We start from the raw sequence: 20,719 nt of genomic DNA on the forward strand, positions 1-20,719 counted from the left end.
CTCAGGCTTTGCGCATCGTGGAGGCCGCATCCTTGATGGCGGCCTTGATACGGGGGTATGTGCCGCAGCGGCAGAGGTTGCCGCTCATGGCGGCGTCGATGTCCGCATCAGATGGGTTCTTGTTGCCAGCGAGCAATGCCGCTGCACTCATGAGTTGGCCCGACTGGCAGTAGCCGCACTGCGGCACGTCGTGCTTGATCCACGCCACCTGAAGCGGGTGGGTGTTGTTGCGCGACAGCCCCTCGACGGTGGCCACCTTTTTGCCGGCCACGGTGGACAGCGGCGTCTGGCAGGCGCGCACGGGGGCACCATTCACATGCACCGTGCACGCCCCGCACAAGGCAGCGCCGCAACCGAACTTGGTGCCGGTCATGCCCAGCTCATCACGGATCACCCACAGCAGCGGGGTATCAGGCTCTGCGTTCGCTGTCACCGCCTTGCCATTGACTTGGAATTTGACGCTCATGGGGGTGTCTCCTGGTGAGAGGGGCACGGCGCTCCCCGCCTGCCCTTCGGTTGCTGGTGCAAAGGACAGCGTAGTACTCGGCACCACCGCCAGTTAGCGGGTAAGCCCTAATGCCAAAACGGCAATCGGCGGCGGGTCAGCCCCACTGTCCGCTGCGCGACACCTCCTGGCGCATGACCCAGCGCAACGCGTGGGCTACGCGCTCTTCCTATACTGCAGGCATGACCTCTATTGCCGACCTTCGCAAAAGCTACGAGCGCGCCGAGCTGGACGAAAAAGCCTCGCACGCCGATCCCCTGCAACAGTTTGACCAGTGGCTCAAAGAAGCCATTCAAGGCGAGGTGCCCGAGCCCAACGCCATGACGCTAGCCACCGTGGGCAGTGACCTGCGCCCCTCTACCCGCGTGGTGCTGATCAAGGGGTATGACGCGCAAGGCATCGTGTGGTACACCAACTACGAGAGCCGCAAGGGCCATGAACTGGCCGGCAACCCGTATGCGGCCCTGCAGTTTCACTGGGTGGAGCTGGAGCGCGTAGTGCGCATTGAAGGCGTGGTGGAAAAGGTAAGCGCAGAAGAAAGCGACGCCTATTTCCAGAGCCGCCCGCTGGATTCACGCATTGGGGCGTGGGCATCACCCCAGAGCGAAGTCATACCAGGGCGAAGTGTGCTGGTGACCAACGCCGCCAAATACGCCGCGCAGTTTCTGCTAAAGCCCCCGCGCCCGCCGCATTGGGGTGGCTACCGGCTCAAGCCGGACAACTGGCAGTTTTGGCAAGGCCGCAAGAGCCGGCTGCACGACCGGCTGCGCTACACGCTGGGTGCCGATGGCAGCTGGCAGCGCGATCGGCTGGCGCCCTGAATCTGTCTCAAACGCTCAGGCAATCAGCGGCACCAAGGTCATCACCAAAGTCACACTGACCAAGGCCACCAAGGTAGACACCGCCACACTGGCCGTCACCAGATCCTCGGCTTTCTGATACCGCTGCGAGAACAGGAACACATTGGCCCCAATGGGCAGCGAAGCCGCAACCACCAGCACGGTGAGCGACATGCCGCGCAGACCAAATACGTAGCCCGCCAGCGCCATGAGCGCGGGGTGCAACAGGGTCTTCACTGCAGAGACGACCAAGGCGCCTTTCAGGTGCCGCCCAATGGAGGCCTGCGACAGCGTAACGCCCACCAACACCAACGCCACCGGACCAAAGGCATTGCCCAGCAGCAGCAACGGACGGTCCACTACATCGGGCAAGGTCCAACCGGTTTGTGCAAACAGCAAGCCGGCGATGATGGGCATGGGCACCGGGTGCACCACGGCGTTGCGCACGGCCAGGCCGATGGACACCAGCGGGTGGCGCTCGGGCGCGTCACTGTGCTTGGACTGTTCCCGCGCGTGCAGCAGTTCCAGCACCACTGTGGCCATCGTCAGTAGCACCAGCGCGTGCAAGGAGATGAGCGTGAACAGCAGCACCAGCGCCTCTTTGCCATAGGCGAGGCCAACCAGCGGGATGCCGATCATCACGGTGTTGCTAAAGGTGCCCGACAACGCAATGACAGCCGCGCGGCTGCTGGCACCTTGTATCAACAAGAGCGCAGTGAACAGGCCCGCGGCCACGGCGAAGTAGAGCGACACGGGCCGGAAGTCCAGCGTCTCGATGTGCACGCTGCTCATGGTGCGAAACAGCAGTGCCTGGGTCAGCACCAGAAACACGAGGTTGGAAAGATCGCGCACCGCCTCTTGGCGGATCAGCTTGGCCTTGCCGGTGATGAGGCCCACCACAATCAACAAAACCACTGGCAGCAGGGAGGAGACGACCGGGTTGTCCAGCGGCATGTGCAGCGGGCCCGCGTTACTTCACGGGCACCGCGTCGGTGATGCGGTAGTACAGGCCATAGGGATCGTCGTTCAGCACCGCAAACTGGCCTTCCACCACCACGGCCTCCAGCGAGTATTTCACCGGGGTTTTGGTCTTCACCTCCACCATGCTCTCGGGCCCACCGGGCACACAGAAGGCGCAGGTCAATGGCACCGAGCTCAGCAAAAAGTGCTTCTGCTTTTCACCGGGCTCCAGCGGCATCATGAAACCCTGGATGCGCTGGCTTTTTTTGTTGAGTGCCTGCACGTCTGACGGAAACACCGGCAGCAGGCGGTTCTTCTCATTTTTGGTTTTCACCGCGGTCAGCACCGACCAGGGCAGCACATCGGCGCGGTCCTGGAGGGGGGCAAACGGGCTGTTGGGGCTGTGCACCCCAGGACCGCTCCCCAACGGAATGCCACCGGGCGGGATGGCAGCGCCCCCCATGGGCGAACTCAGTTGGGCAGTCGCCGCCACAGCCACCAGGCTGAGGGACAGGGCAAGCACGCGGGCCAAGGGTTTCATGGTGTGGTCTCCAACGGGCCGAGTTTACGCCTTCAGTGTTCGTGCTTCATGCCGCAGAACTTGCCAATCGCCAAGCCCTTGCAGGCGGCCTGCAGGTCCTTGTTGCAGACGTCTTCGTCCTTGCCGGACTCGCGGCAGGTGGCCGCAGCGAGGTGTGCGGCGGCGATGGCACGGTGCTTGAGCACGTCCTGTTTGGTGTCTTCGGCGCTTTCTTTTGCTATGGAAACCGTAGCTACCTGCGCAAGGAACATGAGGGCTAGCAATGTTTTTTTCATATACATCTCAAAGGTTGGGGGTTAGAAATCATCGGGATTGCAAAAGTTCCAGCACGCTGACGCGGTAGGCGCCGATGGCCGGCAGCAGTGCCGACACCAGCGACACACCCAGCGCCAGCGCGGGTACGACCCACAGCTCTGCGGGCCAGACCACGCCGCCAATCAGCAACGAGTTGTCCAGCTGCAGCAGCCAGGCCAGCGCGGCTGTGCAGGCCTGCCCCAGCAGCACGCCCAGCACCGCGGCCACCAGGCCCAGCCACAGCGCCTCGCTCAGCAACAACGTGGCAACCTTGCTGGGTGGTGCACCCAACATGCGCAGCAGGGCCAGATCCGCCCGGCGCTCACGCACGGCGCTCCACAGCGCGATGAACACGCTCAGTCCCGCGGTCAGCAGCAGCACACCGGCAAAGGCGCGCAACACGTCCGTGCCCAGACCCAGCATGTGCAGCAGGCGGCTGATTTCCAGCGCGGGCGCGGCGGCTTGCATCTCGGTGCTGGTGTTCACATAGCGCGGAAAACTCAGGGCGGCCATGGGCGTTTTGTATTGGACCAGCGCCATGGTGATTTCGCGTTCTTCTTCCATGACCTTGCGGTCATCGTCGTCCACCGCCGTGTAGTCCTCGTGGACCTTCCACACGGAGGCTGTGTCGGTCAGGATGAGGCGGTCCAGCACGCTGCCACTGGGCGCCAGGATGCCGACCACCGTGTAGGGGTTGTCGCCATGCAAGTGCCCGCCTGCGCCCAGGCCGTGCGAGCCCACAAAGCTCTGCCCCAACTGCAAGCCCAGCTTGCGCGCCGTGGTGGCGCCGAGCACCACTTGCATGGGGACACCCGCTTCCCATACGCGACCCTGGGCGAGCTTGGCCCCGTAGTGGTCCATATAGGCATGCGAGGTACCCACGATGCGGTAGCCCGCAAAGTTGTCACCCAGGCTGATAGGAATGATGCTGTCCACCAGCGGATTCTTGGCCAGCTCTTTCACGGCCTTGAGCGGCACGTTGCCGGGCGGCACGTCGATGTGCAGCACGCCGGAGAGGATGAGCTGCATGGGGCTGCCTTTGGCACCCACCACCACGTCGATGCCGGCCAGGTCGCGGTCAAACGCCTTGGACAGCTGCGCACCTACCAGCAGCAAAAAGGTGATGGAGGCCAGCCCCAGGCTTAGCAGCAGCACATTGAGTGCGGCCCCCAGCGGGCGCGACCACAGGTAGCGCCAGGCAAACACCAGTGTCTTCATGCGGTTTGCTCCTGTTTCAGGAGCGGCTGGCGCAATAAACGCAGGGGCTGGAAGCCGGTTTGGCCATCAACTCCGGCCGGAATGAGCGCCGCCACACGGGCATCGTGCGTGGCAATCACCAGCGTGGCACCATGGGTGCGGGCCGTGGCCAACAGCAGCGTCACGGCGTCGGCCGCGGCCTCGTCGTCCAGGCTGGCCGTGGGTTCATCGGCCAGCAGCACACGCGGCTGCAGCAGCACGGCACGCGCCAGCGCCACGCGCTGCGCCTGCCCGCCGGAAAGCTGCGCGGGCTTGCGCGCCGCCAGCTCGGCCACACCCAGCGCCTGCAGTGCGGTGTGGATAGCAGCGGTGTCTTCGGGCTGGCCCGCCGCCCACTGCGCCATGGCCAGGTTTTGCTGCACGGTGAGTGCCGCACTCAGGTGCAATTTTTGCGGTAAAAAGCCGATAGCCCCCGCCCGCCATGCGTCAGCCGCTACAGATTTGAGAGCATGCAGCGCTTGCCCCGCCACCTCGACGGTGCCCGCCGTGGGCGCCACCAGCCCCGCCACCAACGCCAACCAGGTCGACTTGCCACAGCCGGAGGGACCACTGAGCAGCAGCACCGCGCCTTGGGCCACGTCCACATCGGGGAACTGCAGCGCCGCACCGGCGCCCGCGTATTGGTAACGCAGACCCTGCGTGCGGATCATGCGGCGGGCCCTGCTGCGGCTTCGGGTGCCGCGGTGCCGGTAGCGCAGTCCACGCAAACGCCGCGCACCGCAAAGTCCATGCTCATGCCCTGGTAGCCCAGCGCCGCCAGCGTTTCCAGCGCGGTCTGGGCGGCTTTTTCCAGGTCGTTGGCATTGGCCTTCAAGGCGCCGGCCAGCGGGCTGTCGCGGTGGCAGCTTTGGCATTCAAAGTGGGGAATGGCGTGCACGCTGGTGGGCATGGCCTGGTAGCGGCGCACGCGCTGGCTGTCCACGCGGCACAGCAGCAGGCCCACCTGCGTAAGCCGGTCGATGAGGCGGTACAGCGTCACGCGGTCCAGCGCAGCCTCGGCATCGTCTGCCAGTGCAATCTGCAGCTGGCCGTGGGTGTAGCTGGTGTCCGGGTGGGCCAGCAGCCAGCCCAGCACCTGGCGGGCAGCGGCGGTGCGGCGCAGGCCGTGGGCCGACAGCAACGCGTCAATCGGGTCTGTGGACGGGGGCAAGGGAGCCATACAACGCCTTTAAAAAATGCAATTGTGTTGCATTAAATGCAAATACGCAACCAAGTTGCGTTATATTCGCACTCCATTTACTGCAATCAAGTTGCATTATTAACGATGACACCCACCGATCCACGCCCTTTTACGCCGTCTTTACACAGCCGCTCACGCGCCAGCGTGCTGGCCTGGCCGGCCTGGCGCCGCGCCGCCGTGGTGCTGCCCGCGCTGGTCCTGCTATGGCTGGCCGTGGCCTGGGCATGCGCCGAGGTGGCACCGCTATGAGTGCGCCGGTCACCCTGGACAACCTGACGGTGAGCTACCGCCGGCACCCGGCCCTGCACCATGTCAGCGGGCAGCTCGCCGCGGGTTCGCTCACCGCCGTGGTGGGGCCCAATGGCGCGGGCAAAAGCACGCTGCTCAAAAGCATCGCCGGGCTGCTGCCCGCCGCAGGCGTCCGGCTGGGCCTGCCGCGCCACCAGTTGGCCTACCTGCCGCAGCAAAGCGAGCTGGACCGCAGTTTCCCCATGCACGTGCGCGACTGCGTGCTGCTGGGCCTGTGGCACCGCACCGGCGCGTTGAACGGCCCCACCGCCGCCATGCTGCGCGAGGTGGACGCGGCCCTGCACACCGTGGGCCTGCAGGACTTTGAGCACCGCCCCGTGGGCACGCTCTCCAGTGGCCAGCTGCAGCGCGTGCTGTTTGCGCGCCTGCTGGTGCAGGACGCGCAACTCATCCTGCTGGACGAACCCTTCAACGCCGTGGACGCCAAGACCACCGCCACGTTGCTGGGCCTGGTGCAGCAGTGGCACCACCAGGGCCGCACGGTAGTGGCCGTGCTGCACGACGAGGCCCAGGTGCGCCAGCACTTTCCGCAAACGCTGCTGCTGGCGCGCGAACTCGTGGCCTGGGGCGCAACGGATCAGGTTCTGACGGCACGAAATCAGCAACGTGCCCGCGCCATGGCCGAAGCCTGGGACGAGCAAGCACCCTGGTGCGAAGCCGATGCCCCGGCCACCACGCCCCAATGGCAAACCGCGAGCTGAGCCCCATGGACACCGTGCTTCCCCAAGCCTGGGACCTGCTGGTCGCTCCCTTTGCCGACTTCGCCTTCATGCGCCGCGCGCTGGTAGCCACGCTGGCGTTGTCGCTCAGCGCCGCGCCGCTGGGCGTTTTTCTCACGCTGCGGCGCATGAGCCTCCTTGGCGATGCGCTCAGCCACGCCATCCTGCCGGGCGTGGCGCTGGGCTTCATGGTCAGCGGGCTGTCGCTCACGGCCATGGCGCTGGGCGGTGTGCTGGCGGGCCTGCTGGTCGTGGGCGTGGCCGGGGCGGTGAGCCGCTTCACCACGCTGAAGGAAGACGCCAGCCTGGCCGCCATCTACCTGGTGGCACTGGCGCTGGGCGTGACGCTGATTGCGCGCCACGGCACCCAGCTGGACCTGCTGCACATCCTGTTTGGCAGCGCGCTGGGGGTGGACACCGCGGGCCTGCGGCTGGTGGCCGGTGTGGCCACGGTGAGTGTGCTGGCGCTGGCACTGATGTACCGCGGCCTGGTGCTGGAGACGCTGGACCCCGTGTTTCTGGCCGCGCACCGCCGCGGCCTGCCCGCATGGGCGTGGCACCAGAGCTTTCTGGTGCTGGTGGTGGTGAACCTGGTGGCGGGCTTTCAGACCCTGGGCACGCTGATGGCCGTGGGCCTGATGATGCTGCCCGCCGTGAGCGCGCGCCTCTGGCACGACACGCTGCCCGCCCAACTGCTCAACGCCAGCGCCCAGGCCGCGCTGGCCGGCGTGGCCGGGCTGCTGTTGTCCTACCACTGCGACACGCCGTCGGGCCCCACCATCATCGGCTGCGCAGGTGCGCTCTACGCCACTTCGCTGCTGCTGGCACCCGGTGGCTGGTTGCCACGTCTGCGCACTGCGGCCCACCGCGTGGCCTGACCTTTCTCTTTCCCATTTCTTTTCCCCACCCTCTGGAGCTTTCATGCTGCGCACCCCTGCCCTTGCCGCCCTTCCCCGCCGTTTTTTGCTCGCCAGTGCCGCTGCCCTGGCCCTGCTGGGCCCGCAGGCGCATGCCGACACGCCCTTGCCCGTCACCGCCAGCTTCAGCATCCTGGGTGATCTGGTGCGCGTAGTGGGTGGCGAGCGCGTGGCCGTGACCACGCTGGTCGGCCCCAACGAAGACGCCCATGTGTTTGAACCCAAGCCCGGCCATGCCAAGACCCTGCTGGCCAGCAAGCTGCTGGTGACCAATGGCCTCGGCTTTGAGCCCTGGGCGCAAAAGCTGGTCAAGTCGGCCGGCTACCGCGGCACCGTGCTGGTGGCGGCCAAGGGCGTGAAGCCACGCAGCATGGCCGACGAGCACGGCCATGCTGAAGCCGACCCCCACGCTTGGCAAAACCCGCAAAACGTGGTGCTGTACGTACGCAACATCGCCACCAGCCTGGCCCATGCCGACCCCGCAGGCGCGGCCAGCTACCAAGCCAACGCCGAGGCGTATGTCAAGGAGCTGCAAGCGCTGGACACCTGGGCGCAGGCGCAGATCGCCAGCATCCCCGCGGCCAAGCGCAAGGTCATCACCTCGCACGACGCCTTCGGCTACTTTGGCGCGCACTACGGCATCCAGTTTCTCGCGCCCCAGGGCATCAGTACCGAGACCGAGCCCAGCGCCAAGCAGGTGGCGCAGCTGATCCGGCAAATCCAGCGCGAAAAAATCCGCGCCGTGTTCCTCGAAAACATGGGCAGCCCCAAGCTCATCGCCCAGCTCAGCCAGGACGCCGGCGCCACGCTGGGCGCTACGTTGTACGCGGACGCCCTGTCTGCCGCCGACCAGCCGGGCGCCACCAGCTACCTGCAAATGGTTCGCTACAACGTGACACACCTGGTCGCCGGTATGCGCTTGAACTAAGGCCAGTTTTTGCTATATCTACCGTAGCTGCCCGCACAGCGTGCGCGGGGGCTACCGGCCAGGAAGGCACAATATCGGCCAACTGGAGAAAGTGCCATGAAGCGCAATGAAGAACCCAAGCTCTGGGTCACCGTACTGAAACTCGTTGTTGGAGCCGTCGTGCTGATCGGCGGAGTGGGCGTCGCCCTTTGGTATGTGGACCAAGTACAAGGTCCACCAGAAATACCGAAGCCCGTATCCAACTGGGGCATCGCAGGCGACTCGCCCCTGCGGGGCAAACGCTAGGCTTTTTGCAAGCGGCTAAAGGTCTTGCGGAACTTGGCCACCTTGGGGGCCGCCACGGCCATGCAATAGCCCTGGTTCGGGTTGCGCTCAAAAAAGTCCTGGTGGTAGGCCTCGGCAGGCCAGTAGTTGTCCACGGGCAGCACTTCGGTGACGATGGGGCGGCTGTAAACACCACTGGCAGCCATTTCGGCAATGACCTCGCGCGCCACGGCCTGTTGCTCGGGCGTGGACACATAGATACCGCTGCGGTACTGCGTGCCCGTGTCGTTGCCCTGGCGGTTCAGCGTGGTGGGGTCGTGGATGACGAAGAAAATCTCCAGCACCTCGCGGGTAGATATCTGTGCCGGGTCGTACACCAGCTTCACCACTTCGTTGTGGCCGGTGCTGCCGGTGCACACGTCTTCGTAGCTGGGCTGGACGACATGGCCGTTGCTGTAGCCGGATTCCACATCCACCACGCCTTGGACTTGCACAAACACAGCCTCGGTGCACCAAAAGCAGCCGCCGCCCAGCACCAGGGTTTGAAGGGAATCAGACATGGGTTCTCCAATAAGATCAACAGGGTTCATGCAACTTAGTCGCCCCAGACCACTCCATCTTACGCAGCGCCCCCAAAACCCCGCGCTGTGGCACAGCTTTTCAGGCCCCCCGTTTGACAGCCTGCGGGTGCGCGGCTACATTAATAACCAATCAGTCAGTAATTTTCATGCCCGCGCCCCTCAACCTCTGTGACATCGCCGCCAATGTGCGCGCCAAGCGCGAGCGCCGCAAGGACGCACGCCCCGGCGAGCTGTTGGCCGCCGCGCTGGAGCTGTTCGTCGAAAAGGGCTTTGCCGCCACCCGTGCCGAAGAAGTGGCCAAGCGGGCCGGCGTGTCCAAAGGCACGTTGTTCCTGTATTTCTCCAGCAAAGAAGAACTGTTCAAGGCCGTGGTGCGGGAGAACATCTCTGGACGTTTTGACCAATGGCGCGTGGAGCTGGAGCAGTACCAAGGCAGCAGTGCCGACCTGTTGCGCTATTGCATTACAGAGTGGTGGGAGCGCGTAGGATCTACCCAAGCTGCCGGAATTTCCAAGCTCATGATGAGTGAGGCAGGTAACTTTCCAGAGCTGGCGGCGTTCTACCAAACAGAGGTGGTACAGCCAGGCAACGCATTGATCCAGCGGGTATTGCAGCGAGGAATTGACAGTGGGGAATTCCGCCCCATGGACTTGAACTACGCCTCGTATGCAGTGATGGCACCCATTTTGTTTTTGGCAATTGCACGCCAATCAATGGGCGGATGCATGCCCTCTGGTGTTCCTCTGGACCCCGCGATGTGCATCCAGTCACAGCTCGACAACATGTTGCTGGGATTCACTACACGCTCGTCTCAGAACTTCCTTGAGCACGCCCCATGAAACGCTGGCTGAAATGGATTGTTATTGGGCTCGTGATCGCCGCCATCGTGGTGGTCGCCGCACGCCTGCTCTCGGCCCGCAAAGCCAAGAAAGAGGAACTGGAAGCCCAACAGGCATCGCAAAAGGCCCAAGCGTCCCTGGTGTTGCCCGCCACCGACCTGGTGACGGTGAAGACCGCGGAGCTAACCCAGGGCCTGTCCATCTCCGGCCCGCTGAAGGCCGTCAACTCCGCCTTCGTCAAAGCCCGCGTGGCCGGCGAGCTGCAAGGCCTGACCGTGCGCGAAGGCGATTTTGTGAAAGCTGGGCAGATCGTCGCCCGCGTGGACCCCACCGAATTCCAAGCCCGCGTACGCCAGGCCCAGCAGCAAGCCGAAAGCGCCAAAGCCCAGGTGGACATTGCCAAGCGCAACTTTGACAACAACCGCTCCCTGGTAGACCAGGGCTTTATCTCCAAGACCGCGCTGGACTCGTCCATCGCCACGCTGACCTCTGCCGAGGCCACCTACCGCGCGGCCCAAGCCGGTGTGGATGTGGCCACCAAGTCGCTGGACGACGCCGTGTTGCGCGCCCCCATTGCGGGCCAGATTGCCCAGCGACTGACCCAACCCGGCGAGCGCGTGGCGATTGATGCCCGTGTGGTGGAAATCGTGGACCTGAGCCGCCTGGAACTGGAAGCCAGCCTCAGCGCCACCGACTCCCTCAGCGTCAAGGTCGGGCAAACCGCCCAACTGACCGTAGAGGGTGCCGCCAAACCGCTGACCGCCAAAGTGGTGCGCGTGAACCCCAGCGCCGTAGCGGGCAGCCGCGCCGTACTGGCCTACCTGTCGATTGAGGGCAATTCTGAATTGCGCCAGGGCCTGTTTGCCCAGGGCACCTTGGCCACCGGCAGGGGCAACAGCCTGGTCGTGCCACTGAATGCGGTGCGCACCGACAAGCCCCTGCCCTATGTGCAGGTGCTGAACAACGGACAGGTGCTGCACCAGACCGTGACCCTGGGTGCGCGCGGCGACGTCGCTGGCCAGACCATGGTGGCGGTCCAGGGCCTGGCCGAAGGCGCGCAGGTGCTGGGCGGTACGGTTGGCACGGTGCGCGAAGGCACGCTGGCCAAAGCCCAAACCGCGGCGAAGTAAGCCATGTGGTTTACCAAAGTCAGTCTTAAAAACCCGGTGTTCGCCACCATGGTCATGTTGGCCCTGGTGGTGCTGGGCCTGTTTTCGCTGCAGCGCCTGCAGGTGGACCAGTTTCCCAACATTGACTTTCCCGTGGTGGTGGTGATCTCCGATTACCCCGGTGCCTCGCCCGAGATCGTGGAGAGCGAAGTCTCCAAAAAGATCGAGGAAGGCGTGAACTCCATCGCCGGCATCAAGGCGCTGACCTCGCGCAACTACGAAGGCCAGTCGGTCGTGGTCATCGAATTCGGCCTGCATGTGGATGGCCGCAAGGCCGCCGACGATGTGCGCGAAAAAGTGGCGTCGGTCAAGCCGACTCTGCGTACGGAAGTGAAAGAACCCCGCGTGCTGCGCTTCGACCCGGCCGCGCGTGCCATCTGGTCGGTGGCGGTATTGCCCGACACCACAGCCGGCGCCAAGGCGCTGAGCGCGGTGGAGCTGACCAACTGGTCCGAGCAAACCCTGAAGAAGCGCCTGGAAAACGTGCGCGGCGTGGGCTCGGTCACCGTGGTGGGCGGTACCCGGCGCGAGCTGAACCTGTACCTGAACCCGCAGGCGCTCGAAGCCTTCGGCATCACGCCCGACCAGGTGGTGAGCGCGGTGCGCAATGAAAACCAGGACGTGCCCGTGGGCACCATCCACTCCAACGAACAAGAGCGGGTGATCCAGATTGCCGGGCGCATGGAGCGGCCGGAAGACTTCGGCAAGATCATCGTGGCACGCAAAAATGGCGCCCCCGTGCTGCTGCAGCAGTTGGCCCGCATCTCCGACGGCGCCCAGGAAGTGGACAGCCTGGCGCTCTACAACGGCCAGCGCACGCTGCTGCTTAATGTGCAAAAGTCGCAGGACGAGAACACCATTGCGGTGGTCGATGGCCTGGCCAAGACGTTGGCCGAGATGCAGAAACAGCTGCCTGCCGGCGTGCGGCTGGAGCCCATCATGGACGGCTCACGCCAGATCCGGGTGTCGGTAGAGAACGTACGGCGCACGCTCATCGAAGGTGCGGTGCTGACCGTACTCATCGTGTTTCTGTTCCTGAACTCCTGGCGCTCCACGGTCATCACCGGCCTCACGCTGCCCATTGCGCTGATTGGCACCTTCCTGTTCATGAACCTGTTTGGTTTCACCATCAACATGATCACGCTGATGGCGCTCTCGCTCTGCGTGGGCCTGTTGATTGACGATGCGATCGTGGTGCGCGAAAACATCGTGCGCCATGTGCAAATGGGCAAGAACGCCTATGACGCCTCCATGGACGGCACGCAGGAAATTGGCCTGGCCGTGCTGGCCACCACGCTGTCCATCGTGGCCGTGTTCCTGCCCATCGGTTTCATGGGCGGCATCATCGGCAAGTTCTTCCACGAGTTCGGCATCACCATCGTGGCCGCCGTGATGATCTCCATGTTTGTGAGCTTCACGCTGGACCCCATGCTCTCCAGCATCTGGCACGACCCCAGCATCGAATCGCACGGCCGCCAGGGCCCGCCCGTCACCTTCTACGACAAGACCATTGGCCGTGTCACGGGTCTGTTTGACCGCGCCACCGACTGGCTGGTCGACGCCTACCAGACCATCCTGCGCTGGTCGCTGGGGCACAAGCTGGCCACGGTGCTGCTGACGGTAGCCATTTTTGTACTCAGCATTTTCATGGTGCCCCTGCTGGGAACTGAATTTGTTCCGAAGTCAGACTTTTCCGAAACTTCACTCAACTTTTACACACCGGTGGGATCATCCCTGGAAGTGACCGAGGCACGGGCCAAACAGGTCGAATCCATCATTCGTGATTTCCCCGAAGTGCGCTACACACTGACCACCATCAACACCGGCAACGCCCAGGGCAAGATGTACGCCAGCATCTATGTGCGCCTGGTGGACCGCAAAGCCCGCACGCTGGGGGTGGACGCCATGTCCGTGGTGCTGCGCCAGCGCCTGCGCCAGGTACCCGGCATTACTGTTACCCACGTCGGCCTGCTGGACTCGGTGGGCGGCAACAAACAGATCCAGTTTTCCATCCTCGGCCCCGACACCGGCGAGCTGGAACGCCTGACACAGCTGGCCATCGACAAGGTGCGCCCGGTGGTGGGCCTGGTGGATCTGGATTCGAGCGTCAAACCCAATAAGCCCACGCTGGACGTGCAGGTGCAGCGCAATGCCGCGTCCGACCTGGGCGTGGGCGTGGCCCAAATTGGCTCTGCCCTGCGCACCCTGGTGGCCGGACAGACCGTGGGCAACTGGCGCGCACCGGATGACCAGACCTACGACGTGAACGTGCGCCTGGCGCCCGAAGCCCGCAGCAGCGCGCTGGACATGGAACGCATTCCCTTTGCGCTGGGCACCAACGCCGACGGCAGCCAGCGCATCGTGCGCCTGAACCAGGTGGCCAAGGTGGTCGAGTCCACAGGCCCCAACCAGATCAACCGCCGCGACCTGACGCGCGAAGTATCTTTCAGCGCCAACGTGTCGGGCCGCTCGGCGGGCGAGGTGTCGGCCGACATCAAGACGGCGATGGACAGCATTGCCCTGCCCCCGGGCTACAGCTACCAGTTCAGTGGTTCCACCAAGGACATGGCCGAGTCGTTTGCCTACGCGGTGTCAGCGCTGGCCCTGGCCATCATCTTCATCTACATGATTCTGGCCAGCCAGTTCAAGAGCTTCTTGCAGCCGCTGGCGCTGATGACCGCGCTGCCGCTCACGCTGATTGGCGTGGTGCTGGCACTGATGATCTTCAACTCCACGCTGTCGATGTTCTCCATCATTGGCGTGGTGATGTTGATGGGCCTGGTGACCAAGAACGCAATTTTGCTGGTGGACTTTGCCATCCGCGCCCGCGAAGACGGCATAGAGCGCTCTGAAGCGCTGCTGCTGGCCGCCAAGGTGCGCTTGCGCCCGATTTTGATGACTACGCTGGCCATGATTTTTGGCATGGTGCCGCTGGCGTTTGCGCTGACCGAGGGGTCTGAGACCCGCGCCCCCATGGGCCAGGCCGTGATTGGCGGGGTGATTACCTCCTCGCTGCTGACGCTGGTGGTGGTGCCCGTGGTGTATTGCTACATGGACGACCTGGCCAACTGGGCCAAGCGGCTGTGGGGTGGTACCCCCAGCACCCCGGCCCCGTAAAATTTGGCCCCCTTGCCGCCCCCCGATTCCGAAGGAGTAATAACGATGAATTTTGCCCAAGCCCGCTTCAACATGATTGAGCAGCAGATCCGCCCCTGGAACGTGCTCAACACCGATGTACTGGAACTGCTGAGCACCGTGCCGCGCGAGGATTTTGTCCCCAAGACGCACCAGATGCTGGCCTTTGCCGACCTGGAAATTCCGCTGCCCGGCGGCCAGACCATGCTGGCGCCGCGCCTGGAAGCGCGCCTGCTGCAAGACCTGGCCATCCAGCCGCACGAGTCGGTGCTGGAAATCGGCGCCGGTTCCGGCTTCATGGCCGCGCTGCTGGCCCACCGCGCCCACCATGTGCTGAGCATTGACCTGGTGCCGGAACTGGTCACCATGGCCCGCACCAACCTGGCAGCTGCCGGCATCCACAACGTCACCGTGCGCGAAGCCGATGGCGCCAAGCTGGCCACCGGCGAGGGCAACTTTGACGTGATCCTGCTGAGCGGCTCGGTCACCCAGGTGCCGCAAGACCTGCTGCAGCGCCTGAACGTGGGTGGCCGCCTGGCGGCCGTGGTGGGGGATGAACCGCAGATGCGCGCCACCTTCGTGACACGCACCAGCACCACCGAGTTCCGCACCACCCAGCCCTGGGATGTGAACGCCCCCCGCCTGCAGCACTTTGCCGAGCCTTCGCGCTTTTATTTCTAAGCCACTCAGCCCCGCGCCCTGCCCATGATTGACCAAGTCCGCCCCTCCCAACTCACGCCCTGGTTTGCCAGCGTGGCCGAGCACGGCACGCCCCTGGTGCTGGACGTGCGTGAGCCGCACGAACTGGCGGTTGCCAGCGTGCAGGCCGACGGGTTTGAGCTGCTGACCATTCCCATGGGCACGGTGCCACAGCGACTGACTGAGCTGGACGCTTCCAGGCCTGTGGCCTGCCTGTGCCACCACGGCGCACGCAGCATGCAGGTGGCGATGTTTCTCCACAGCCACGGGTTCACCCACGTGGCCAATATTGCCGGCGGCATTGACGCCTGGTCGGCAGAGCGCGACCCCAGCGTGGCGCGCTACTGAACCGGCGTCATTCCTCCCCCCGATAGTTCCACCTCCCCGAGCCTGAGAAAGCACTCCATGTCCCGATCCACTGCCTCCACCCACCTGCGCCTGCTGCCCCTGTTTGTGGCCATGGCCTCTTGCCTGGCCGCATCCGCCCAGGCCCAAAGCCTGGTCGAGCTGTACACCGCCGCGCGCGGCTTTGATGCCACCTACCAGTCGGCCAAATCGCAGTTTGATGCGACACTGGCCAAGGCGGACCAGGCCAAGGCCCTGCTGTTGCCCACGGCCAACTTCTCGTTGGGCGCGAATACCAACAACCAGGACGTCAACTCCCCGGTGGTCAGCCGCAGCTACAGCTACGACTCCCAAACCGCCACTGTCAGCGCTGCGCAGCCGCTGTACCGCCCCGCCAACAAGGCCAGCTACGACCAGGGCGTGAAGCAGGTCGAACTGGCCAATGCCCAGCTGCTGGCGGCTGAACAGGACTTGATCGTGCGGGTGAGCCAGGCCTACTTCGACGTGCTGGCAGCCAGCGACAACCTGGCCTTTGTGAAGAGCCAAAAAACGGCGGTGGCCGAACAACTGGCCTCTGCCAAGCGCAACTTTGAAGTGGGCACCTCCACCATCACCGACAGCCGCGAAGCCCAGGCCCGCTACGACCTGGTGATTGCCCAGGAACTGGCCGCCGAGAATGACCTGCGCGTCAAGGGCATTGCGCTGAGCCAGTTGGTGGGCAAGACCGACGCCGCGCCCAAGCCCCTGGCTGCACCCGTGGTGCTGGCCCCGCTGGAGCCAGCCGATGCCGAAGTCTGGGTGCAACAGTCGGAAGACCAACACCCCGGCCTGGCCCAACTGAAGGTGGCGCTGGAAGTGGCCAAGCTGGAAACCGCCAAGGCCGAAGCCGGCCACAAGCCCACGCTGGACCTGACCGGCAGCTACACCGTAGCCAACAGCCAGAAAGGCAGCTCCAGTGGCCCGGCCGCGTATGACACCCGCAGCAACATCGCCACCGTAGGCTTGGCGTTCAACCTGCCGCTGTTTGCCGGCTTCGCCACGCAAAACCGCATCAAGGAAACCCTGGCGCTGGAAGACAAGGCCCGTACCGACCTGGAAGCCACCCGCCGCAATGTGGCGCAGGGCACGCGCACTGCCTTCTTTGGCGTGCTGTCGGGCCAGGGCCAGGTGAAGGCGCTGGAAGCCGCCGAGGCATCCAGCCAAAGCGCGCTGGACGCCAACAAACTGGGCTACCAGGTAGGTGTGCGCATCAACATCGACGTGCTGAACTCGCAAAGCCAGCTGTTTGACACCAAGGCCAAGCTGGCCAAGGCGCGCTACGACGTGCTGCTGGGCCAGTTGAAGCTGCGCCAGGCCAACGGCACGCTCAAGGCCGAAGACCTGAGCCCCATCAACAGCCAGCTCACAAACTGACCGTCAGCACCGCGGCCACGGCCTGCGCGGTGCGCAGCGCCGCACCGCGGTGGGCAGCGCCCAAGCCCAAGGCAGCCTGCTGCGCCTGAGCCAGTGCTGCGTCGTCGTGCAGCAATGCAGTCGCCTGCTCCACGGCTTGCGCCAAGTCAGCACAGGCAAATGCCGCACCGGCCTCGGCTGCCAACTGGGCGGCCTCGGCAAAGTTGTAGGTGTGCGGGCCCATAAAGACGGGCGTGCCACAGGCCGCAGCCTCGATCAGGTTTTGCCCCCCCAGGCGCGCAAAGCTGCCGCCCAAAAGCGCGGCCTGCGCCAAGCCCAGGTACAGCGCCATCTCCCCCACCGAATCGCCCAGCCACACATCGGCCGCCACGGGCGCATCGCTCCACTGGCTGCGGCGCGCCACGGTGTAGCCCGCGTCAATGAACAGCGCGGCCACCTCATCAAAGCGCTGGGGGTGGCGCGGCACGATCAGCCACTGCACCTGGTTTGCTATGGATTCAGGAGCTGCTGGCGCAGTGCTGACGGGGGCTAGAGGCCTATTTCTCTTAAAAACCTCCAGCAGCATGGCCTCTTCACCCTCGCGCGAGCTGACAAACATGAGCACGGGATGTGCCGCCTCAGCACGCCATGCCTGGCCTTGGGCCAGATGCGCCGCGTTGGGCGTTGCGTCGAATTTGAAATTGCCAAACACACCGCGCACGGGCGCGCCCAGCTGCTGCAGGCGCTCGGCATCGGCCTGGGACTGCGCCCACACCGCGTGCAGACTGCGGTAGGTGGGCCGGGCCAGCCAGGCCAGGCGCTGCGCCTGGCGCAGGCTCTTCTCGCTCAAGCGCGCATTCACCAGGCACAGCGGCACACCGGCACGTGCGCTCTCGGCCACCAGGTTGGGCCAGAGCTCGGTTTCCATCAGCAGGCCGATCTGCGGCCGGAAGTGGGCAAGGAAGCGGCGCACGGCGCCCACCGTATCCCAGGGCTGCCAGACCTGCACATCACCCGGTTGCAGCAGGCTGCGGCCCGCCTCACGCCCCGTGGCCGTGCCATGCGTGAGCAGCAGGCGCATGCCGGGCAACGCCAGGCGCAACTCTTTCAGCAATGCGACGGCAGCCCGGGTTTCCCCGAGCGACACCGCGTGCAGCCACACCAGCGGGCCCGGGCCGCTTGGCGAGGCAGGGTGCGGGTAGTGACCAAAGCGCTCGTCCAAGTGTTCGCCATACAGCGGCTCGGCCACCGCGCGGCGGCGCAGCTTGCGCCGCACCAGCGGCTGCAGCAGCCAGGTGGCGCAGGAGTAGAGCGCCCGCATCATCGGCACAGCACCGGCGTGGCCAGGCTTTCCCAGGCTTGCCAAATGGCATCCACCGTGGGTTGGGGCTGGCCAAACACGCTGAGCTGGCGTAGTGGCAGGCGTGGCGCGGTGGCCGCGTCGGTGCCGGCCAGCACCTCGGGCCCGGTGCGCCAGGCGGTGTCGAAGTTGTAGATCTGCACATGCGGCAGATCCAGCGCCACGGCGATGTGGCTCACGCCGCTGTCCACCCCCACCACGCCGGCACAGTGGGCCAGCGTGTCGGTCATCGCGTCCAGCGCCATGGCGGGCCAGACCCAAGCGTCTTGCAGCTGCTTGGCAATGGCCTCGCTGGTGGTTTTTTCGCGCGGTGAACCATGTGGCAGGGCCACGGCAAAGCCCGCGTGGTTCAGGCGCTGGCCCAGCTCTACCCAGGCGGCCAGCGGCCACTCCTTGTCGGCGCGCGAGGTGCCATGCACCAGGGCCACCACGGCTTTCTTGGGCGTGAACGGGTTGTCGGCCTGGCCAATGGGACCAGGTTGCACGCTGGCCAAACCACCGGGCTTGAGGCCACACAGCGCGGGCCCTTGCAGGTCATAGCCGAGTGAAGCTGCGCACAAGATGCGCGAACGTTGCACGGCATGCACATGGGGTTCGATCTCGATGGCCACATCGGCCACCCAGCGCGCAGGCGCCTCAAAGCCCGAACCTTCGGTCTGATTCGCCAAGCCATAGCGCTTGCCCGTGGGCGTGGTGCGTGCCAGCCAGGACACCAGCGCCGATTTGCTCAGGCCCTGCAGATCGATCACTGCGTCGTAGGCTTGGGCCTGCAGCTGGGTCTTGAAGGCTTTCCACTCGCGCCGCGTAGTGGCATTGAAAGGGGATTTGCGCCAGCGCCGCAGGTCGCAGGCGATGACCTGGCCCACACCTTCGCAACGCGCCACCAGGGGCGCAAACGCGCCCTCCACCACCCAGTCGATCTGCGCCTGCGGGTAGGCGCGGCGCAGGTCTTGCACGGCAGGCATGGCATGCACCACATCGCCCAGCGACGAGAGCTTGACGATGAGGATGCGTTGGATGTTCGCGGCTTTCAATGGGCGGCCTTGCTGAGTTGGGCCTGTGGCAGCACGGTGCGCAGCAGGGCCAGCATATCGGTCTGGATGCGCTGCAGCGCGGCCTCGGTGTGGCCCTCAAAGCGCAGCACCAGCACCGGCGTGGTGTTGGAGGCCCGCACCAGGCCAAAGCCATCGGGCCAGTCCACGCGCAGGCCATCTACCGTATGTATGACGGCGGGGGCAGCGAACTGGGCATTCGCAATGAGTTGCGGAACCACCGCATGCGCCTGCTCGCAGGCCACCGTGAGTTCGGGTGTGGAAAAACTGGTGGGCAAGGCCTGCAGCTGTGCCGACGCATCGGGTGCCCGGCTCAAAATCTCCAGCAGGCGGGCGGCAGCATAGGTGCCATCGTCAAAGCCGTACCAGCGTTCCTGGAAGAAAATGTGGCCCGTCATCTCGCCGCCTAGCAGCGCGCTCACTTCACGCATCTTGGCCTTGATCAGCGAGTGACCGGTCTTCCACATGAGCGGTGTGCCGCCTGCCGCCTCAATCGCCGGAGCCAGTTGCTGTGAGCACTTCACGTCAAACACCACGGTACCGCCAGGCGTGCGCGACAGCGCATCGCGCGCAAACAGCACCATCTGCCGGTCGGCGTAGATAGTTTCTCCATCGCGCGTGACCACACCCAGCCTGTCGCCATCGCCATCGAAGGCCAGGCCCAGTTCGGCGTCGCCCGCTTGCAGCGCGGCAATCAGGTCGCGCAGGTTTTCGGGCTGGCTGGGGTCGGGGTGGTGGTTGGGGAAGTTGCCGTCCACGGTGCTGAAGAGTTCTTGCACCTCGCAGCCGATGGCGCGCAGGACGCCGGGTGCCGACGCACCGGCCACGCCGTTGCCACTGTCCACCACGATCTTCATCGGGCGTGCCAGGCGAATGTCGCCCGCAATGCGCGCCGTGTAGTCGGCCAGCAGGTCCACACTGCGGCAGCTGCCGCCGGGCTGAAACACCCAGGTCTCGGCCTCCATGGTTTGGCGCAGCGCCTGGATGGCATCGCCATAGAGCGCAGCGCCGGCCAGCACCATCTTGAAGCCGTTGTAGTCGCGCGGGTTGTGGCTGCCGGTGACCTGGATGCCGCTGCGGCACAGGGTGCTGGTGGCGAAGTACAGCAGGGGCGTGGTGACCTGGCCTACGTCGATGACCTGCACGCCAACATCTTGCAGGCCCTGGATGACCGCAGCCACCAGCGCGGGGCCGCTCAGGCGGCCATCGCGGCCCACGGCTACCGTGGTCTCGCCCTGCGCCATGGCCAGCGTGCCAAAGGCGCGGCCCAGGCCCAGCGCCACCTCGGGCGTGAGGGTGGCGGGGACGATGCCGCGAAGGTCATAGGCCTTGAACAGGCTGGCAGCAACTTGCATGGAGAGAACGTACTTTCAGGTTGGCGGTGGATTGTAGGGTGCCCCCTGCACCACAGCGGCAGGCACATGTCCGAAAACG

At 65.0% G+C, this 20,719-nt stretch carries 22 protein-coding genes and 1 pseudogene; 12 read left to right on the forward strand and 11 right to left on the reverse strand.

Translation table 11 applies throughout. The annotated features are described in order from the left end of the window. Position 1: 1 nt before the first annotated feature. Positions 2–466, reverse strand: coding sequence for a (2Fe-2S)-binding protein (locus tag AC097R_RS16535; RefSeq protein WP_479599286.1), 465 nt, complete (start codon positions 464–466; stop codon positions 2–4). Between the two features lie 221 nt (positions 467–687). Between AC097R_RS16535 and pdxH the strand changes: the two genes are divergently transcribed. Next, a complete protein-coding gene (gene pdxH, locus AC097R_RS16540; protein ID WP_479599287.1) occupies positions 688–1,326 on the forward strand; it encodes a pyridoxamine 5'-phosphate oxidase in 639 nt (212 codons plus the stop codon). Between the two features lie 15 nt (positions 1,327–1,341). Here the strand turns inward: pdxH and AC097R_RS16545 are convergent, their stop codons facing one another. Genes AC097R_RS16545 through AC097R_RS16570 form a run of 6 tightly spaced genes read right to left on the reverse strand, consistent with a single transcriptional unit; the run spans position 1,342 to position 5,555 of the window. After that, a complete protein-coding gene (locus tag AC097R_RS16545; protein ID WP_479599564.1) occupies positions 1,342–2,292 on the reverse strand; it encodes an AEC family transporter in 951 nt (316 codons plus the stop codon). A gap of 22 nt (positions 2,293–2,314) precedes the next feature. Next, entirely contained in the window at positions 2,315–2,845 is a 531-nt protein-coding gene (locus AC097R_RS16550; protein WP_479599288.1) for a DUF3299 domain-containing protein, read from the reverse strand. 32 nt (positions 2,846–2,877) lie between these two features. Beyond that, complete coding sequence (locus tag AC097R_RS16555; RefSeq protein WP_479599289.1) at positions 2,878–3,120, reverse strand: hypothetical protein; 243 nt, start codon at positions 3,118–3,120, stop codon at positions 2,878–2,880. A 28-nt stretch (positions 3,121–3,148) separates the two neighbouring features. Then, on the reverse strand, positions 3,149–4,357 hold the full coding sequence (locus AC097R_RS16560; RefSeq protein ID WP_479599290.1) for an ABC transporter permease: 1,209 nt from the start codon (positions 4,355–4,357) through the stop codon (positions 3,149–3,151). After that, complete coding sequence (locus AC097R_RS16565) at positions 4,354–5,046, reverse strand: ABC transporter ATP-binding protein (protein ID WP_479599291.1); 693 nt, start codon at positions 5,044–5,046, stop codon at positions 4,354–4,356. Before AC097R_RS16565 ends, AC097R_RS16560 begins: the two co-directional genes overlap by 4 nt. Further along, positions 5,043–5,555: a Fur family transcriptional regulator gene (locus AC097R_RS16570; RefSeq protein WP_479599292.1), complete on the reverse strand. Its 513-nt coding sequence runs from the start codon at positions 5,553–5,555 to the stop codon at positions 5,043–5,045. The genes AC097R_RS16565 and AC097R_RS16570 overlap by 4 nt, the downstream gene beginning before the upstream one ends. A 105-nt stretch (positions 5,556–5,660) precedes the next feature. On the opposite strand from AC097R_RS16570, the gene AC097R_RS16575 reads away from it, so the two are divergent. The 5 genes and pseudogenes from AC097R_RS16575 to AC097R_RS16595 all read left to right on the forward strand — a co-directional run bounded on the left by AC097R_RS16575 (position 5,661) and on the right by AC097R_RS16595 (position 8,734). After that, positions 5,661–5,825, forward strand: coding sequence for a hypothetical protein (locus AC097R_RS16575; RefSeq protein WP_479599293.1), 165 nt, complete (start codon positions 5,661–5,663; stop codon positions 5,823–5,825). A gap of 62 nt (positions 5,826–5,887) precedes the next feature. Beyond that, positions 5,888–6,586: pseudogene (locus AC097R_RS16580) on the forward strand (metal ABC transporter ATP-binding protein); the annotation flags it as partial. 5 nt (positions 6,587–6,591) lie between these two features. After that, entirely contained in the window at positions 6,592–7,482 is an 891-nt protein-coding gene (locus tag AC097R_RS16585; protein WP_479599294.1) for a metal ABC transporter permease, read from the forward strand. A 43-nt stretch (positions 7,483–7,525) separates the two neighbouring features. Continuing rightward, positions 7,526–8,449 carry a metal ABC transporter substrate-binding protein gene (locus tag AC097R_RS16590; protein WP_479599295.1) on the forward strand — a complete coding sequence of 308 codons (924 nt, stop codon included), beginning with the start codon at positions 7,526–7,528 and terminating at the stop codon, positions 8,447–8,449. A gap of 96 nt (positions 8,450–8,545) precedes the next feature. Then, positions 8,546–8,734, forward strand: coding sequence for a hypothetical protein (locus tag AC097R_RS16595; protein ID WP_479599296.1), 189 nt, complete (start codon positions 8,546–8,548; stop codon positions 8,732–8,734). On the opposite strand, the gene msrA is transcribed toward AC097R_RS16595, so the two are convergent. Beyond that, complete coding sequence (gene msrA, locus AC097R_RS16600; RefSeq protein WP_479599297.1) at positions 8,731–9,273, reverse strand: peptide-methionine (S)-S-oxide reductase MsrA; 543 nt, start codon at positions 9,271–9,273, stop codon at positions 8,731–8,733. The genes AC097R_RS16595 and msrA overlap by 4 nt on opposite strands. A gap of 167 nt (positions 9,274–9,440) precedes the next feature. Here msrA and AC097R_RS16605 point away from each other — a divergent pair, with 167 nt between their 5' ends. The 6 genes from AC097R_RS16605 to AC097R_RS16630 are packed head-to-tail and all read left to right on the forward strand — an operon-like array spanning position 9,441 to position 16,894. Then, entirely contained in the window at positions 9,441–10,133 is a 693-nt protein-coding gene (locus AC097R_RS16605; protein WP_479599298.1) for a TetR/AcrR family transcriptional regulator, read from the forward strand. Beyond that, a complete protein-coding gene (locus AC097R_RS16610; protein ID WP_479599299.1) occupies positions 10,130–11,263 on the forward strand; it encodes an efflux RND transporter periplasmic adaptor subunit in 1,134 nt (377 codons plus the stop codon). The genes AC097R_RS16605 and AC097R_RS16610 overlap by 4 nt, the downstream gene beginning before the upstream one ends. A 3-nt stretch (positions 11,264–11,266) precedes the next feature. After that, positions 11,267–14,419 carry an efflux RND transporter permease subunit gene (locus AC097R_RS16615; protein WP_479599300.1) on the forward strand — a complete coding sequence of 1,051 codons (3,153 nt, stop codon included), beginning with the start codon at positions 11,267–11,269 and terminating at the stop codon, positions 14,417–14,419. A 45-nt stretch (positions 14,420–14,464) separates the two neighbouring features. Beyond that, positions 14,465–15,118, forward strand: coding sequence for a protein-L-isoaspartate O-methyltransferase family protein (locus AC097R_RS16620; RefSeq protein WP_479599301.1), 654 nt, complete (start codon positions 14,465–14,467; stop codon positions 15,116–15,118). A gap of 24 nt (positions 15,119–15,142) precedes the next feature. Further along, positions 15,143–15,484 carry a rhodanese-like domain-containing protein gene (locus AC097R_RS16625; RefSeq protein ID WP_479599302.1) on the forward strand — a complete coding sequence of 114 codons (342 nt, stop codon included), beginning with the start codon at positions 15,143–15,145 and terminating at the stop codon, positions 15,482–15,484. 57 nt (positions 15,485–15,541) lie between these two features. Then, a complete protein-coding gene (locus AC097R_RS16630; RefSeq protein WP_479599303.1) occupies positions 15,542–16,894 on the forward strand; it encodes a TolC family outer membrane protein in 1,353 nt (450 codons plus the stop codon). On the opposite strand, the gene AC097R_RS16635 is transcribed toward AC097R_RS16630, so the two are convergent. The 3 genes from AC097R_RS16635 to AC097R_RS16645 are packed head-to-tail and all read right to left on the reverse strand — an operon-like array spanning position 16,884 to position 20,640. Continuing rightward, positions 16,884–18,197, reverse strand: a complete 1,314-nt coding sequence (locus tag AC097R_RS16635) for a 3-deoxy-D-manno-octulosonic acid transferase (protein WP_479599565.1) — start codon at positions 18,195–18,197, stop codon at positions 16,884–16,886. The two genes, AC097R_RS16630 and AC097R_RS16635, sit on opposite strands and share 11 nt — an antisense overlap. Beyond that, the gene (gene waaC / locus AC097R_RS16640; RefSeq protein WP_479599304.1) at positions 18,194–19,267 is read right to left on the reverse strand and encodes a lipopolysaccharide heptosyltransferase I; all 1,074 of its coding nucleotides are present in this window, start codon (positions 19,265–19,267) and stop codon (positions 18,194–18,196) included. Before waaC ends, AC097R_RS16635 begins: the two co-directional genes overlap by 4 nt. After that, positions 19,264–20,640: a phosphomannomutase/phosphoglucomutase gene (locus tag AC097R_RS16645; RefSeq protein ID WP_479599305.1), complete on the reverse strand. Its 1,377-nt coding sequence runs from the start codon at positions 20,638–20,640 to the stop codon at positions 19,264–19,266. The genes waaC and AC097R_RS16645 overlap by 4 nt, the downstream gene beginning before the upstream one ends. Between the last annotated feature and the right edge of the window lie 79 nt (positions 20,641–20,719).

Source organism: Rhodoferax sp. ZS1R25 (assembly GCF_056521335.1).